Source organism: Streptomyces sp. NPDC058195, from assembly GCF_042883525.1.
GTDB lineage: Bacteria > Actinomycetota > Actinomycetes > Streptomycetales > Streptomycetaceae > Streptomyces.
This window is the reverse complement of sequence record NZ_JBHVVM010000002.1, coordinates 301,414-317,854: the sequence shown is the minus strand read 5'-3', so window position 1 is coordinate 317,854 and position 16,441 is coordinate 301,414. Positions and strand designations below refer to the sequence as shown.

Annotated in this window: 6 protein-coding genes and 1 pseudogene; 2 read left to right on the top strand and 5 right to left on the bottom strand. The window is 73.6% G+C overall.

What is annotated here, in order from left to right; translation table 11 throughout:
- Nucleotides 1–23: 23 nt before the first annotated feature.
- From ACFVWY_RS03480 to ACFVWY_RS03465, 4 genes and pseudogenes are all read right to left on the bottom strand, one after another.
- A complete protein-coding gene (locus ACFVWY_RS03480) occupies nucleotides 24–7,298 on the bottom strand; it encodes a MupA/Atu3671 family FMN-dependent luciferase-like monooxygenase (protein WP_389866868.1) in 7,275 nt (2,424 codons plus the stop codon).
- Complete coding sequence (locus ACFVWY_RS03475) at nucleotides 7,295–10,696, bottom strand: type I polyketide synthase (RefSeq protein ID WP_389866866.1); 3,402 nt, start codon at nucleotides 10,694–10,696, stop codon at nucleotides 7,295–7,297. Before ACFVWY_RS03475 ends, ACFVWY_RS03480 begins: the two co-directional genes overlap by 4 nt.
- Nucleotides 10,696–11,952 (bottom strand): MFS transporter, encoded by a 1,257-nt coding sequence (locus tag ACFVWY_RS03470; RefSeq protein WP_389866864.1) that lies wholly within the window; start codon nucleotides 11,950–11,952, stop codon nucleotides 10,696–10,698. The genes ACFVWY_RS03475 and ACFVWY_RS03470 overlap by 1 nt, the downstream gene beginning before the upstream one ends.
- Nucleotides 11,953–12,595: 643 nt before the next feature.
- Nucleotides 12,596–12,883: pseudogene (locus ACFVWY_RS03465) on the bottom strand (Uma2 family endonuclease); the annotation flags it as partial.
- A 535-nt stretch (nucleotides 12,884–13,418) separates the two neighbouring features.
- Between ACFVWY_RS03465 and ACFVWY_RS03460 the strand changes: the two are divergent.
- Nucleotides 13,419–14,186, top strand: coding sequence for an RNA polymerase sigma factor (locus ACFVWY_RS03460; protein WP_389867101.1), 768 nt, complete (start codon nucleotides 13,419–13,421; stop codon nucleotides 14,184–14,186).
- On the top strand, nucleotides 14,186–15,274 hold the full coding sequence (locus tag ACFVWY_RS03455; RefSeq protein WP_389866862.1) for a hypothetical protein: 1,089 nt from the start codon (nucleotides 14,186–14,188) through the stop codon (nucleotides 15,272–15,274). The genes ACFVWY_RS03460 and ACFVWY_RS03455 overlap by 1 nt, the downstream gene beginning before the upstream one ends.
- Nucleotides 15,275–15,437: 163 nt before the next feature.
- Here the strand turns inward: ACFVWY_RS03455 and ACFVWY_RS03450 are convergent, their stop codons facing one another.
- Nucleotides 15,438–16,436 (bottom strand): L,D-transpeptidase family protein, encoded by a 999-nt coding sequence (locus tag ACFVWY_RS03450; RefSeq protein ID WP_389866860.1) that lies wholly within the window; start codon nucleotides 16,434–16,436, stop codon nucleotides 15,438–15,440.
- Nucleotides 16,437–16,441 lie beyond the last annotated feature (5 nt).

Genomic DNA, 16,441 nt, shown 5'->3' with positions numbered 1-16,441 from the left:
CGCCGTCCGGGCCCCGGTGACGGTCAGTCCGAGCCGTGGGTCAGCTCCTTGGCGGTCTCGTCCCGCAGCAGCTCCACGTACTCCCGCGCCCAGGTCTCGATCGTCGTCCGGTCCCACAGGTCGGCCGAGTACTCGACGGCGCCCTCCAGCACGTCACCGGCCGGGGTCAGCGCCATGACGAACTCCGACCGGGACGCGGCCGGGGCGATCTCCGTGACCGTCGTGGTGAGCCCCGGCAGCTCGATCCCGGTGTCCAGCGAACTCTCGTAGGCCAGGTTGATCCCCAGGCTCTCCGGCAGTTCGACGCCCCTGCGCTCGCGCATCGCCGGAGCCACCCGGCGCGGTGTCATGGCGTGCTCCATGCCCAGGACCGTCGTACGGGTGACCCGGTCGGTCAGCGCCGCGAAGGAACCGGTGCGCGCGTCACGGACCCGCAGGCCGATCGCCAGGGCGGTGCAGCCGATCAGGGACTCGAACTCCCTGCTCTCCCGGCCCGCGTACGAGACGCCCATCACCACGTCGTCCTGCGCCGCCTTCGCCGCCAGCAGCCGGCCGAGCGCCGCCACGGTCACCACGAAGGGGGTCGTCGCCCGCTTGAGGGCCAGCTGCTCCACGGCGGCCCGGACCTCGGCGGGCACGGTGAACTCGATGATCTCGCCCCGCCCGCTGAGCGCGTCGGGACGTGGCCGGTCCAGCGGCAGATCCGCCCTGAAGGGGGCGTCGGCCAGTTCGTCCAGCCAGTAGTCCGTGCGGCGCTCATCGGTCGCCGCCGAGTGGGCGAGCTGCCAGTGCGCGTACTCCACATGCTGGGGCGCGGTGGACGACAGACCGTGTCCGGTCCCGGAGACGGCCGCCTGGTAGAGCGCGGCGAGTTCCCGCAGCAGCGTGGTCACCGCCCACCCGTCGCAGGTGCAGTGGTGCAGCACCAGCAGCAGCGTCCACTCCTCGGCACCGGTGCGCAGCAGGCGGGTGGAGAACACGTCCCCCTCGTAGGGGTCCAGCGCGGTCTCCGCCGTCTGCTCGGTGATCCGTCGCGCCTCGGCCCGCCGCTGCGGCTCCACAAGCGCGGTGAGGTCGTCGACCGGCATGGCGTGGGGGCGGGGTTCGAGCACCTCCTGCCGCCAGGAGTTCTGCCCCTCCCGCACCAGCCGGGTCCGCAGCACCTCATGGCGGTCGGCCAGCTCCTGGAACGCGGTGCGGAGCGCTCCCGGGTCCAGTGGCCCTTCGAAGGCGATCCGCAGGCCGACGTTGTAGACCTGCGGCCTGGTGTGCCGGGCGTGCACGGTGGCGAAGCGGGCCTGCTGGTAGCTGGCCGGGCCCGAGCGGACGACCTTGCGCGATCCGGCGCCGTGCAGGAACTCCGTCATGGCGCGCAGCGTGGGCTCCTGGTAGAGGCGGGACAGCGGGTACTCGATGTCCCACGCCTCCCGGATCCGGTTGACCAGCCGCATCGCGGTGAGCGAATGCCCGCCCAGGTCGAACAGGGAGACGTCCGGATCGATGTCCGGGGCGCTGAGGCCGAACTCGGCCGCCCAGAGGTCACGCAGCCCGTTCTCGCTCACGGTGCGCGGCCCGGCCTCCGGAGCCGGTCCGCCGCTCTGGGGGGCCCGCTCCCCGGCGGGCGGGGCGAAGGGGGCGACCGGCGGGAGCTGGGCCCGGTCCACCTTGCCGTTGGCGTTCAGCGGCAGCTCGGTGAGGACCCGCCAGGCCCGCGGCACCATGTACTCGGGCAGGTGGCGGTGCAACTCCTCGGCCCACCGGTCCGTGCGGTCGCCGGAACCCGGCCCCGCGGGCACCACGTAGGCGGCCAGGAACGCCTCGCCGTTCGCGTCGCGCGGTGCGGTGACGGCCGCCCGGCGGACGCCGTCGAGACGGCCCAGCACCTGCGCCACCTCCTCCGGCTCGACCCGGAACCCGCGGATCTTCACCTGGTCGTCGACGCGGCCCACGAACACGAGCCGCCCGTCCGCCGTCCAGCGCACCAGGTCACCCGTGCGGTAGTCGCGGTCCTGCGGAGCGGCCTGCGGAGCGGTCACGAACCTCTCCGCGGTGAGGTCCGGCCGGTGCAGATAGCCCGCGGCCACCCCCGGTCCGCCGACGAGGAGTTCCCCCACCGCACCGATGGGCACCGGCTTGTCCGACGCGTCCACCACACGCAGCGTGACGTTGTCGACCGGACGCCCGATCGCGATCACGTCCGCTCCGTCGCCCGGCGCGGACCCGTCCGCTTCGGGCGTGACCGTGCCGACGACGCACAGCACGGTCGTCTCGGTCGGGCCGTAGACGTTCACCGTCTCGTAGGACGCCTCGGGCCGGGGGCGTACGCGGAGCGCCTCGCCGCCCAGCAGCAGGTGGCGCAGCGGGGGCTGATCGGCCGCGGGCAGGCGCAGCACCTGCTCGCCCAGGGCCGTCGGCACAAGGCTGAAGGAGATCTTCTGGTCCGCGTACCAGCGGGCCAGGGCGAGCGGATCGCGGCGGACCGGCTCACCGGCCACGACGACCGTGCCGCCCGCCGTCAGCGCGGGCCAGATCTCCAGCAGGGACGCGTCGAAGCTCTGGCTGCACACGACGGCACTGCGGTCGCCCGCGGCGAACGCGAAGCGCTCGTGGTGCCACTGGCAGAGGTCCACGAGGCCGCGGTGCGTGACCACGACGCCCTTGGGCGTGCCGGTGCTGCCCGAGGTGTAGATGACGGCGAACGGCGACGACGGGGCGGCAGAGGACCGGTCCCCGGTGTGCCCGGACGCCTCCGCCGGGGCGGCGTCCGGCGCGACGACGGCCACCGCTCCGGGCAGCCCCAGCTCCTTCGCCCCGTCCGGGCCGCTGATCACCGTACGGGCGCCGCTCTCGGCGATCACCTGCGCGGCGCGGACGGCCCCGAGCGACGGATCGAGCGGCACGTACGCGCAACCGGCCCGTGCCACGGCGAGCAGCGCCACGACGAGTTCCGCCGAGCGCGGCAGCCACACCGCCACCAAGGGGTCCTGCTCCCCGCCCGTCCGGCGTTCCGCGAGCACGGCGGCGAGCCGCCCGGCCCGCTCGTCCAGCTCCTCGTAGGTCAGTACGGCGTCCTCGCCCACCACCGCGGTCCGCGCGGGGTGCGCCGCCGCCTGCCGGGCGATCCAGCCGTGCACGGTGGTGTCCGCGACCGGGCGGACCGGACCGCGCTCCCAGCCCTCCGGCACCGCGTCGCCCTCGGCCGCCGTGCGCGCGAGCCGGGACAGCGGTGTTCCGGGCCCGTCGACGGCGGCGGCCAGGAGGTCGCGGAAGACCGTGAAGAACCGGTCGACGGTGCCGGGATCGAACAGGTCCGCGTTGTACTCCAGGTGGCAGCGGACGCCCTCCGGCCGGTCGGTGAAGTAGACCGTCAGATCGGTCAGCGCCTTGTCGGGGCCCGCGTCCAGCGCCTCCGCCTCGATGCCGGGGAGGTCGAGGCGGAACGGTTCCGCCGACTGGAACTCGGCGCACACCTGGAACACCGGTGTGCGGTCCGTCCGGCGCGGCGGCGCGAGGGCACGGACCACCGTCTCGAACGGTGTCTCCGCGTGGTCGTAGGCATCCAGCGCGACGGCGCGCACCCGGTCCAGCAGGGTCGCGAACCCGGGATCACCGGTCAGGTCGACGCGCAGGGCGAGGGTGTTGACGAAGAAGCCGATCAGCTCCTCGGCCCGCTGCGGCCGGTCAGAGACCGGGATGCCGATGACGATGTCCTCCTGCCCCGTGACCTGGCGCAGCATCGCCGCCCACCCGGCCACCAGGGTCATGAACAGGGTGGCGCGACGGCCGCGGCCGAGCTGCCTGACCTGTTCGGACAGGCCCGGGTCGAGGGAGCGGAAGACGGCGCGGCCCCGGGAGGTCATCTCCGCCGGGCGGGGGCGGTCGGTGGGCAGGTCGAGGACCGGCAGGTCACCGCCGAGCACACGCGTCCAGTGGGCCAGGTCCTGTGCGGTGCCGGGGCCGTCGGCCGCCGCGCGCTGTTCCCGGGCGTGCTGGGCGTAACTCCAGGTCAGCGGCGGCGGACCGGCCTTCGTGCCGCCGCGCTCCGCCCGGTAGAAGGCGGAGAGGTCCCGGCACAGGACGGTCGCCGAGGCGGCGTCGACCACGATGTGGTGGAACGACATGACCAGGACGTGTTCGTCGGCCGCGGTCCGTACCAGCCGGCTGACGAACAGCGGCCCGTTCTCCAGGTCGAAGCGGCGGGCGCTCTCCGCCGCCAGCACCTCCCGCACCACGGCCTCGGGCCGCGGCGTGCCGTCCACCACCTCGAAGTCGGCCCCGGCGTCCTCCCGGACCAGCTGGAGCGCCGAATCGCCCGCCTGCCGGAAGACGGTGCGCAGCCCTTCGTGGCGGTCGACGAGGCGGCGCAGCGCGGTGCGCAGCGCGTCGGTGTCGAGCGCGCCGCGCAGGCGGATGGCCTTCACCTCGTTGTAGGCGGTACGCCCCGGCAGCAGCCGCTCCAGGAACCAGATCCGCTCCTGGCCCGGGGACAGCGGCGCGCCCGGATCGGGGGCCCGCCGCTCCCGGTGCCGACGGCGCAGGGCGTCCAGCCGGGGCAGACCGGCGCGCAACTGGTCCGCGGAGACGCCGAAGTCGACCAGCGCGACGATCTCGTCCGCGCCCGCGTCGGTCACCGCCTCGACCACCGGCAGGACGGTGTCCACCTCGCCGATCAGGGCGCGCTGGTCGCAGTAGCGGCCGTAGGCACGGCGGAAGACCACGTCCAGGTCGTCCTCGCTCAGCGACCTCAGGTCGGTGGTGACCCCGAGGCTGTTGGTGATGCCGCTGAACAGCGAGAGCGAGGCCTGCATGTAGCGGGCCATCGGAGCGAAGGCCTCGGCCCGCGCGGTGTCGTGGTCCTCACCGAGGTAGGTGTGCAGCAGGACGGCGACCCGCCCGGCGTCCGGGTCGAGGCCGTGCCGCGCGCGGGCGCGGCGGTAGCGGGCGATGTTGTCCCGGAGCTGGCCGATGTCCTGGGTCATCAGGTTGGTCACGATGCCCAGGTCGTGCGCGGCGGCCTGTTCGTAGGACTCGGGATTGCCGACCACCGCCGTGTAGAGCGGCGGCATCGCCTGGACGGGGCGCGGGAAGAGCCGGATCTCCCGTTCGCCGTCCCCGGTGGTGCGGCGCAGCGCCTCACCTCGCCAGAGGCTCCGCACCTCTTCCAGCCGGTCGTACATCTCCTGCTTGTGCGGTCCGAAGCGCTCGGGGAAGAAGACGAAGTCGTTGGCGTTCCAGCCGCTCGCGACGCCGAGCCCGACGCGTCCGCCGGAGAGGTTGTCCGCCATGGACCACTCCTCCGCCACCCGGATCGGGTCGTGCAGCGGGAGTACGACCGAGCCCGCGTTGAGGCGGACGCGCCGGGTCTCCCGGGAGAGCGCCGCGGCCAGGACGGCGGGGTTCGGGAAGAGACCGCCGAACGAGTTGAAGTGCCGTTCGGGCATCCACAGCGCCTCGAACCCGTGGTCGTCGGCGAACCGGGCCGCTTCCATGAGCAGTTCGTAGCGGCCCTCCCTCGGGTCGGGGCCGGAGCCGGGGCCGGAGCCTTCGTCCGGGTAGTCGCCGAAGAAGTAGAGGCTGAAGTCCGCACGGCGTGGTGCCGTGGACGCGGCGGTAGCCGGGGCGGCCACCGGAGCGGCTGCCGGCGTGGCCACCGGGGCGGCCACCGGGGCGGGGGGCTCTTCGGCCACCGGGGTCCGGGCCGGGGCGGGCCGCGGCGACAGGGTTTTGCCCGTGCGGAAGAACCCGGCCTTCCGCAGGTCCCTCAGCGATCCCCGCACGGCGTCGGCCACATGCTCGATGTCGCCGTCGGTGTGCGCCGTGGAGAGGAAGAAGTTGCGCCACTCCCACACATGCACGCCCCGCAGCATCAGGTGGTAGTAGAGAAGTTCCATGTCGGCGCGGTGCTCGAAGCGGAACTGGGAGCCGAACCAGCCCATCCGCAGCGGGAATTCCTCGGCCTCGAAGAAGTCGTTGAGCCCGGTGGCCAGTTCGCTCGTCCGGGCGTTGAGCCGTTCCTGAAGGTGCGGGCTGTGCTCCTTCAGATGGGTGAGTACGGCGTGCGCCGCGGTCATCGACACGGGGTGCTGGAGGTAGGTGCCGCCGAAGAAGGTGGTGTCGGCGGTCGGGCCGCTGTCGTCCCCGTAGCTCCAGTAGCCGCCGTCGACCCCGTCCAGGATGTCGGAGCGTCCGGCGATCGCACCGATGGGGAACCCGCCGCCGAGGAGCTTGCCGTAGGTGGCGAGGTCCGGGGTGACGCCGTAGAGCTCCTGCGCGCCGCGGAGCGCGGGGCGGAAACCGGTCAGCATCTCGTCGAACATCAGCACGATGCCGTGGCGGGTGGTCAGTTCGCGCAGCTTGCGGACGAACGCGGCGGGCTGGAGCGAGGGATGCCTGCTCTGCACCGGTTCGACGATGACCACCGCGATCCGCTCCGCGTCCCGCTCGATCGCGTGGAGGGACTCCTCGCTGCCGTAGTCGAGGACGGTCAGCTCGCTGACGGCACTCTGCGGGATGCCCCGGGAGACGGGCACGGTCCCCTCCTGGGAGCCGTGCCCGGCCACCCGGCCCAGCACCTGGTCGGCGTGACCGTGGTAGGCGCCCTGGAAGGTGACGATCCGGTCGCGGCCGGTGGCGGCACGGGCGAGCCGGATCGCCGCCGCGTTGGCCTCCGTACCGGAGTTGGCGAAGGCCACCCGTTCCATGCCGGTCAGATCGCACAGCAGCTCGGCGGCCCCGCCCGTCTCGACGCTGCGCGGGCCGAGCCGGATGCCCTGGGCGAGGTGCTCGCGCACGGCTTCGCGGACGAAGTCCGGCTCGTGGCCGAAGAGGAGCACCCCGAAGCCCATGGTGATGTCGGTGTAGCTGTTGCCGTCGATGTCCTCGATCCGCGCGCCCTCCGCGCGCCGGGCGGCTACGGGGTAGAGCATCTCCTTGGTCGACTTGCGGAAGCCGACGACCGCCCTGCTGTCGGCGAGTCTGTGGCGGTGGCGCTGGGCGAGCTTCTTGGAGGCCGCCGTCCGTGCGGTGTAGCGGCGTACGAGGTCGTCGAGGTGGTCCTGCTGGGTGCGCGGCGAGGTGGCACGGACCATCCCGGCATCGGGGGCGACCACCACACGCGGCCCGTGTGCCTGGGGCTGGGCGGTGCTGGTGGCCTCGGGCTGGGCATCGGGCCCGGCCTGGGGCGTGCCGGTGGCCGCGGCGTGTCCGGCGTCGATCCGCTCGGCGATGCTCCGGGTGAGTTCGGCCATGGCGGCCAGGTCCCGGTCCAGGGTGGCCGTGAGGTTCTCCTGCTCGTTCACCGGACCACCTCGTCGCTCGGCAGGACCGCGGCCGGGCCGGTGCCCTGGAGGGCGAGCAACTGGGAGAGCTGGGAGATCTGGGTGAGCATCTGGAGCTGGATCTGCGACAGCTGCTGGACCCGCTGGGTCAGCTCCCGCAGCTCCTGCCGGGAGACGGAACCGTCAGCGCCGCCCTCCGCGACGGCGGGCGGCGCGGGCGGCGCGGGCGGGGCGAGTACGGCGGACAGGGGCGCGGACACGGGTGCGGGCGCGGTGGCTACGGGGGCGGCTATGGGCGCGGCTATGGGCGCGGATATGGGCGCGGCCACGGGGGTGGCCGCGGCCGGTGCGGCGGCGGCCACCGGTGCGGCGGCCACGGGTGCGGCGGCGCCGGACTGCCGGGGCAGCCGTGCGGCGACGAGTTCGGCGAGAAGCTCGGGTGTGCCCGTCTCGTCGAACAGCTCCCGCATCGTGACCCTCACCTGGTGCTCCTGCTCGATCTCCCTGAGCACGTTGATCATCAGGAGCGAGTCCGCGCCGAGATCGAAGAACGGGGTGTCGGCCGGAACCGAGCTGAGGTCCTCTCCGAAGGTCCTGGAGAGGACGTCGAGGATGCTGTCCAGCAGGCGCCTGGTCTCCGTCGCTTCTGACGTCATGGTGCGTTCCTCTCTCGCCGGGGAAATGGCTGTGCGGGGTCTGGGAGGTGTCCCGACCCAGTGGTGCCGGTGCTGGAAGCGGTAGCCGGGCAGCGGGACGCGCCGCCCTCCGGTGCCGGTCAGGAACGTTTCCCAGCGGACGTCGGCCCCCGCGCAGTGCAGGGCCGCCGCGGCGCCGAAGAGCGCCGTGAGCCCGGTGCTCCGGTGCAGGGAGGGAGTCGCCCGCACCTCGGGAAGGGAGCGGCGGGCCAGGCCGCTGAGTGTGGTGTGCGGTCCGATCTCCAGGAGTACGCCGGGCTGTTCACCGGCGACGGCGCGCAGCGACGCGTCGTAGCGGACCGGCTCGCGGACATGGCGCAGCAGGTACTCCGGGTCCGGTGTCCAGCCGGGCTCACGGACCCGGCCGTCGAGGGAGCTGATGAAGCGGGTCCGCACCGGGGCGAAGGGGGTCTTCGACAGGACCGTCGCGAACGCGTCGAGCATCGGCTCCATGGTCGCGGTGTGGAAGGCCCGGTCCACCGGGAGGCGTTCGTACGGGACGGACCGGGCGTCGAGGGCCGCGCACACCCGGTCCACGTCCGCCACGGGGCCCGCCAGCACGTGGGAGCGTTCCCCGTTGGTCACGGCGAGCTCCAGGCCGGTGTGCGCGGCGGTGAGCTCCGCGGCGGAGTCCCGGTCCAGCGCCACCGCCACCATGGCGCCCGGTACGCAGTGCTCGCTCATCAGCCGGCCCCGGTGCGCCATGAGTTCCAGGCCGTCCTCCAGCGACAGCGACCCGGCCGCGAACAGCGCCGCGTACTCGCCGACGCTGTGACCGGTGACGGCCCACGGCTCGATGCCCGCCTCCTCCCAGAGCCGGACCAGGGCGCACTGGAGGGCGAACAGGGCGGGCTGCACGGTCGCGGTCGACCAGACGGCCCCCGGAACGGCCGCCTGCGACGTGCCCGCTCCCGGTGCGTCCCTCTCCGGTGTGCCCGCCTCCTCGCCGAGGAGCCAGGCCGTCAGCGGTTCCCCGGTGAGACGCCGGTGCCATGCCTCGCAGGCGTCGATGACCTCCCGTACGACCGGGAACCGTTCGTACAGGGCCGCCGCCGCTCCCGGACGCAGCGCACCCTGGCCGGTGAACTGGAACACCACCCGGGTCAGGACGTCCCCCCGCGGCTCGGGGCCCGCGGTGGCCGTGAGCGGTTCGGGGCCGAGGAGCCAGGCGTCGAGGGCGTCGGCCAGCGCGGACGGGGTGCTCCCGCGGACCGCGATCCGGTGGCGCCCGTGCGAGCGCCCGAGGGCGGCGGTCGTGACGAGGTCCGCCAGGGGCAGGGCGGTCCGTCGGCGGAGCAGGTCGCGCAGGGAGCGGGCGTTGTCGGTGAGGGCCTCCCGGCTCGTCGCGGAGACCAGAAGCACGTCCGGCGGGGCAGCGGTGCCCGCACGCGGCCCGGGTTCGGGGGCTTCCTCCAGGATCAGGTGGACGTTGGTGCCGCCGACCCCGAGCGAGGTGAGCCCCGCCCGCCGGGGGGTGGCGCTCTCCGGCCACGGCCGCGGGGCGGTCGGCACGTAGAACGGGCTGTCCTCCAGCCCGAGCAGCGGATTGGCCTCGTCGAACCCGGCGATCGGCGGAATCACCCCGTGCTTGAGGACCAGCAGGGCCTTGACGAGACCGGCCAGCCCGGACGCCACGTCGAGGTGCCCGATGTTGGCCTTGACGGCTCCGAGGGCGCAGTAGCCGGTCCGGTCGGTCTGCTGCCGGTACGCCGCGCCCGCCCCCTCCAGCTCGATGGGGTCGCCCTTGAAGGTTCCGGTGCCGTGGGTCTCCAGATACCCGATGGTGTCCGCGTCGACGCCCGCGTGGTCCAGCGCCCGGCGGACGGCTTCCCGCTGGCCCCGCGCGCTGGGCGCCGCGAACGCCCGTTTGTCCGCACCGTCGTTGCCGATGCCCCAGCCGCGGATGACGCCGTGCACGGTGTCGCCGTCCGCGAGCGCGCGGCTCAGCCGCTTCAGTACGACGGCGACGACCCCGGTGCCCCCGACGGTCCCGTTCGCGGCCGTGTCGAACGCCCGGAGCCGGCCCGACCTGGAGAGGATCGAGCCCTTGACGTAGTGGTAGCCGAGCACCTGCGGCACATGGATGGCGGTGGCGCCGGCCAGCGCGACATCGCATTCGTCCAGCACCAGGGACTGGGCGGCCAGCTGTACCCCCACCAGCGAACTGGAGCAGGCCGTCTGTACGTTGACGGCGGGGCCGGTGAGCCCCAGCCGGTAGGAGACCCGGGTGGCGGTGAAGTCGGGGGCGTTGCCCACCACGACCTGCATGCCGGCCAGCCAGTCGGCGATGTCCTCGTTCGGCAGCACGTTGTTCAGCAGGTAGGACTGAAGGCTGTACAGGTGGTAGCCGGTACTGGCGTAGACCCCGATCCGCTTCCCGTCCCGCTCGTCGGGGTATCCGGCGTTCTCCAGGGCGTGCTGCGCGCACTCCAGGAACAGCCGGTGCTGGGGGTCGGTTAGACCCGCCTCGCGGGCGCTCATCCCGAAGTGCCGGGCGTCGAACCCGGCGATGTCGTCCAGGATCGCCGAGGCCCCGACGAAGTCGTCGCGCCCGTACAGCTCCTCGGGGACACCCGCGGCCTTCAGCTCGTCCTTCGTGAAGCGGGTGAAGCGGTCCTCGCCGTTACGGATGACGCGCCACAGGTCCTCCGGTGTGTCGGCCCCGGGGAGCCGGAAGGACATCCCCACCACGGCGATGCGCGGGTCCGGCCCGCCGCCGTCCATCAGCCGCGCCCCTCGCGCAGGGCGCCGCCTTCGGGCTCCCGTATCCGGTCCGCCCCGGCCGGGGCACGGCGCAGCACGAGCAGCGCCAGCAGGGCGAGGCACAGCACGATGGCGAGGCCGTGCAGGGAGGCGACCACCTGGAACGGGGAGAACGACTCCAGCAGTGACCCGCTGACCAGCATGCCCAGCCCGAACCCGGCGTTCTCGGCCGAGGCGGAGAGCCCGAAGAGGCGGCCACGCTGCTCGTCGGGGACCGCCTGGAGCCGTGACACGTAGACGACCTCGGTGAATCCGTCCGCGATTCCGGCGATGAGCGCCGTGGCGAGCACCGTCGCGGTGGGCAGCCCGCTGAACACGATGATGAACGCCCCCGACATGACGCAGGCGCCGACCGCGAAGGCCCGCTCGCCGAAGGTGCGTCCGGTCCGCCGGGTGTACCGGGACAGCACCTGCTGGGCGATGATCGTGCCGACCGCCCAGGTGGCCCAGAACTGGCTGATGAAGGTGGCCGGATGGTCCGGGTCCAGCAGGCTGGAGTAGACCGGCAGCGCGACGTTGTGCGACGAGGACCCCAGACCGTCGACGGCCCGTACGGCGATCATCGCCAGCAGCACCGGCGCACCGGCCCACAGCAGCCGGAGGGAAGGGGGCGCGGTCTGCGGCGTGCCGTCCGCGCCGTCCCCGGACGCCTCGGACCGGGCGGCCCTCGTCCGGATGGGCAGGGCCAGCAGCACCGACGCGGAGACCAGGAACGTGACCGCGTCCAGCGCGAACGCCACCGTGTACCCGAGCTGTGCGACCACCACCCCCGCCGAGGCGAATCCCGCGATCATGGCGAGGGAACGGCCGGTGACCAGCAGGCCGTTGGCGCGGGTCCGGTGCTCGGCCCCCACGATCTCCGGGATGCTGCTGCGCAGCGCGACCTGCGAGAGCGTCGAGCAGCTCCCGGTGATCACGGCCAGGCAGTACAGCAGGGAGACCCGCCCGGCCTCGGGGGCCAGGAGCAGCGTCAGCAGCGCCAGTGCCTGGCAGAGGTCGGCGCCGACGATCAGACGTTTACGGTCGTACACCGAGACGAGGCGCCCGCTGACGAACCCCGCCGCCACGCTCGTCCCCAGCCGCACCGCCATGAAGAGCCCTGCGGCCAGGGCACTCCCGGTGACGTCGTAGACGAAGACGTTCAGTGCGACCATGTTCAGGTAACTGCCGTACGCGGAAACACCGTTACCGAGAACGAGCAGCCGGAAATGCTTCATGCACATCCTTCCGGGACCGTGAGGGGCGCGGGCGCCGATCGCCCACTGTCCGAGCCTCATGCGCCGGGCTGGTCTCCGGTCTCCCCGTCCCCCGTGGAGTCCACCGCCTCGCACATGTACCTGCCAACATCAAAAAGCACTGCCCTTCCGTCACAGGCTTCACACATGCCGCTGGCATTTCCGGATCAGACAGCCCGGCGCGGGGAAGGCGCGGGAGAGCAACGAGCGCGGCCGGAGCCGCCCCCTGAGGGGCTGGCAGGGCGGTGGAGAACCCTCTGACCAGGCATTCTGCGGACGGGCGGGGCCGTCATCGGCGGTGATCGTCATCGTCGCGCCGAAGAGACGGCGCAGCCCGGGGCTTCCTCCCGCATCCGTCAGGAGAGGGCGGCCCTGCGACCGGCCGCACTCTGCCGGTGTCCCCGGGCGGGCCGGATCCGGGGAAGAAGCCGGCGACGGGGGAGCGGTTCTTCCCGCAGACCCGGTCCCCTGCGGAGCCCGGGAGCCGTATCGGCCAGGGACTCGTGCTCCCCGCCTGTATCGGCCCCGACCGGGTGCTTCTGCCTGCTCCTGAACGTTGTTGGGTACACGTTGGCTACGCGTCCAGCCGTCAGGTCGCAGGTCAGGAAGTGCGTCGTGCGGAACGGTCGTAGGCCAGGTCCGTCAGCAGGAGGTCGGGCTCGGGGCGGTTCCGGGCATCGAGGCGAATCGTCATCTCCCGCTCGACCTCGATCCCGGCCGGTGCCTGGGCCATGAGCGTCGTGGTCAGGGCGGTGACGAGACGGCCGTGCCAGGACCGCTGGGGCGACCTCATGAATACGAGGGCTCCGTCGATCAGCTCGGTGTGACGCGGGGCCTCAGGGAGGTGGTCCAGGTCCTCCGCGAACCAGCCCTCCGCGCGGGGCGGGCGCATCCAGTCGGGCAGTGCGGTCACGCCCTCACGGTAGCGGCTGCGGCTCCGGCGGACCCGGCGCTCCGTGGAGCCGCGGACCCGCCGGAGCCGCGCGAGCGTGCACGGCGTGGGAATGGCGCCTTCGTCCGGAGAGCCGTGACGCATGTGTGGTGTCAGGGCGAGCTGTCCGCGCGGCCCCCGCCTGTCGGCCCGACCGCACGTGCGCCGTACGGAGTCTGCGTACCGAGCCGCCTCGTGCCGACGGAGAGGGCGGATCTGCTGCCGCTGCGGCTCGCGCGTCGCCTGTTCGGGGCTTGGGGGGAAACGAGGACGACCGGGGCCGCCACCCCCCACAGGAGAGGCCCCGGTCGTCTTCCCCGGGGACGTAGGACGACCCCGTACTCCACTCAGCGCCGTCGGCGCGTTTTCTGTCACACCACGCCGGGACGGCGGAATCGTGCGGGTTGTGCAAGTCGTGGACGTGAGCCCCGCCGAGGACGTAGCGTGCTGAGTCGCGCAGCGTGGCGCGGCAGTGATGACCAGCTGCGATTCGGGACAGCAGGGCAGGGTTGAGGGAGTGCTGGGGGACGACGCGGAGCTCACCGCCGCGGTGCTCGCGGCGCAGGACGGGGACGAGGACGCCTTCCGTACTGTGTACCGCGCTGTGCAGCCGCGGCTGATGGGCTATCTGAGGACACTCGTGGGGGAGCCGGACGCCGAGGACGTGGCGTCCGAGTCCTGGTTGCAGATAGCGCGCGACCTCGACCGGTTCAGCGGTGACGCCGACCGTTTCCGCGGCTGGGCGGCCCGGATCGCCCGCAATCGCGCGCTGGACCACATACGGATGCGCGGCAGGCGCCCCGCGGTCGGCGGCGACGAGTCGGAACTGTCCGAGCGGCCCGCGGAGTCCGACACCGCGGGCGAGGCGATGGAGGCCCTGGCCACCGGGCGCACCATGTCGCTCATCGCCCAGCTGCCCCAGGACCAGGCCGAGGCCGTGGTGCTCCGGGTGGTGGTCGGCCTGGACGCGAAGAGCGCCGCGCAGACGCTGGGCAAGCGGCCCGGCGCGGTGCGCACCGCGGCGCACCGGGGGCTGAAGCGGCTCGCCGAGCTGCTGCGCACCGACAGCGACTCCACCGACCGGGAGGGGGGCTCCGGCGGCGGAACCGGGGGCGGCACGGCCGCTCGTCACCCCCTTTCGTACCCGCCCGCGCACCCGCGGCCGGGCACGGCGGCCCGGACGACGGAACTCGACGGGATGCCCGCCCAGCGCCCTTCCCACAACGGTCTGGCGGCGCCGGCCGGTGTGACGCATTCGCGTCCGTGGACGCAGAAGGACATGTGATGGCCGACGAGCGGTACGAATGGCTTGACAAGGACGCCGCGGAGCGACTGCTCCGGGGCGAGCCGGTCGATCCCGTCGACGGCCCGTCGGGTACGGACGCCGAGAGGCTGGCTGCCGCGCTGGAGGCCGCAGCCCGCACCGCCCGGCCCGCCACCGCCGAACTGCCCGGTGAGGCCGCGGCGCTGGCCGCCTTCCGCGCGACGCCCCGCGCCCGCGCGGCGCGGGGCGCCGCCGACCGGCTGGGCGGCCCGGCCGACCGCGCCGGGGTGCTCGATCCGGTCCGCCTCGGCTCCGGCCCGGCCGCCGGTGCCGGACGGGGGCGCCGCGCCCGCTGGAGTCGGCCGGTCCGCTTCGGGCTGGTCGCCTCGTTCGCCGGGTGCGCGCTCGGCGGGGTGGCCGTGGCGGCGGGGACCGGGATGCTCCAGGTGCCGTTCGGCGGCGGGTCGCAGCCCGCCAGTTCCGTGTCGGCCGCGGCGACGCCCGAGGAGCCTGGTCCGGAACGTGCCGAGGGGCTGACCGCGCCGCCGTCCGCCTCCCCGGACGCCAGCGGTGCGACGTCCTCCGCGGGCTCCTCCTCCTCGGCCGGTGCCCCGGAACCGGGCGGGCCGGACCGTTCCGAGGGCCGGGACCACGGCAAGGGCGACGGCAGCGGCGCCCGCACGTCCGGCCCGCCGACCGGCTCCGCCGACGGCCGCCCCGACAGCCGGCCCGGCAACAGCGGTTCCGCTGGCTGGTACGCCAAGGCGGTCCAGGCCTGCCGCGACTACCGCGACGGCACACTCAACGAGAAGCGCAGGCGCAAGCTCGAAGAACTGGCCAACGGGGCCGCCAACCTGGGCCGGTTCTGCGACCGCGTCCTGGGGGCCAACGAGGACGGGCAGAACGGGAACGGCCAGGGCGGCGGCAGCGGCGGCGGAGGCCAGAACAACGAGGGCAGCGACCGCGGCACCGGCGACGACCAGGGCGAAGACGAGGAAGGGGACCGCGGCAGCGGCATCGGCTACACGACGACGCCCTCCCCGGCCGACCGCCCCGGCGGCACGGGGCCGTCCGGCGCCCCGGGCACCCGGCCCGTCCGGAGGGTGTGACACTTTTCGGCCCCGTGGCGCTGAAAGGAATGTGCCGACTGGTCATCGGCAGCGCAATGAGCCGGGGTTCCCCCCGTACCTACGGCTCAGCGCACCCGGCGCGGGCGGGACATGTTCCCCCTGTCCCGTCCGCGCCACTTCTCCGTCCGCACCGCCTTCGCGGTCAGCCGTAGACCACGACCTTGTCGCCGTCGCGCACCTGGTCGAAGAGCGCGGCGATCTTGGTCTTGTCCCGGACGTTGACGCAGCCGTGCGAGGCGCCGTTGTAGCCGCGGGCCGCGAAGTCCGCCGAGTAGTGCACCGCCTGACCGCCGCTGAAGAACATCGCGTACGGCATGGGTGTGTCGTAGATCGTCGACACGTGGTCGCGGGACTTCCAGTACACGGAGAAGGTGCCCTCGCGGGTCGGCGTGTACTGCGAGCCGAAGCGGACGTCCATCGACGACACGACGCGGCCGTCGATCATCCACGACAGCGTCCGGCTGTTCTTGCTGATGCACAGGACCCGGCCGGTCAGACAGCGTTTGTCCGGCTTGGCGACCGGCCGGGTGGTCGGCGGGTCCAGCTCGGTGGCCGTCGGCTCGCGGGTCATGCCGAGCAGCTTCTGCCAGGTGAGGGTGTCGGTCCGGCCGGTACCGGCGAGGCCGCGCTTGGCCTGGAAGGAGCTGACCGAGGCGGCCGTGACGGAGCCGTAGTAGCCGGTGGGATTGCGGCCGAAGTGGCCTATCTGCCGCAGCCGGGCCTGGAGTTCCCGCACCCGCTCGCCCTGGGAACCGCTCGCCATCAGCACCTCGCCCTGCGGGTCGGACGCGGGGGAGGGCGGCGCGGTGGTCGTGGGGGAGCCGGGGGAGGACGTGACCGGGGCGGGCGTCGAGGGCTGTGCCGGGGTCGGGGTCGGGTCCGGGGGCGGTGGTGCGGTGGGCCTGGCGTCCTCGGAAGGGGCGGTGGCGGCGGGCCGCGACGCGGCCGAGTGCGTCTGCCCGGCGGCCTGCGCCGTGCAGCCGGCCGTGGCCGCGGCGACGGTGAGGGCGGCGAGGACCGACAGGGCCCCCGTACGGCCCCGTCCGCCGGGGCCCGCTGCCGCGGTGCTGATGGTGCCGGTGTCCGTGTCGGTGCCGGTGGTGCTGGTCGTGCCCGTGGTACTGGTGGTGCGGTTCCTCATCTCTC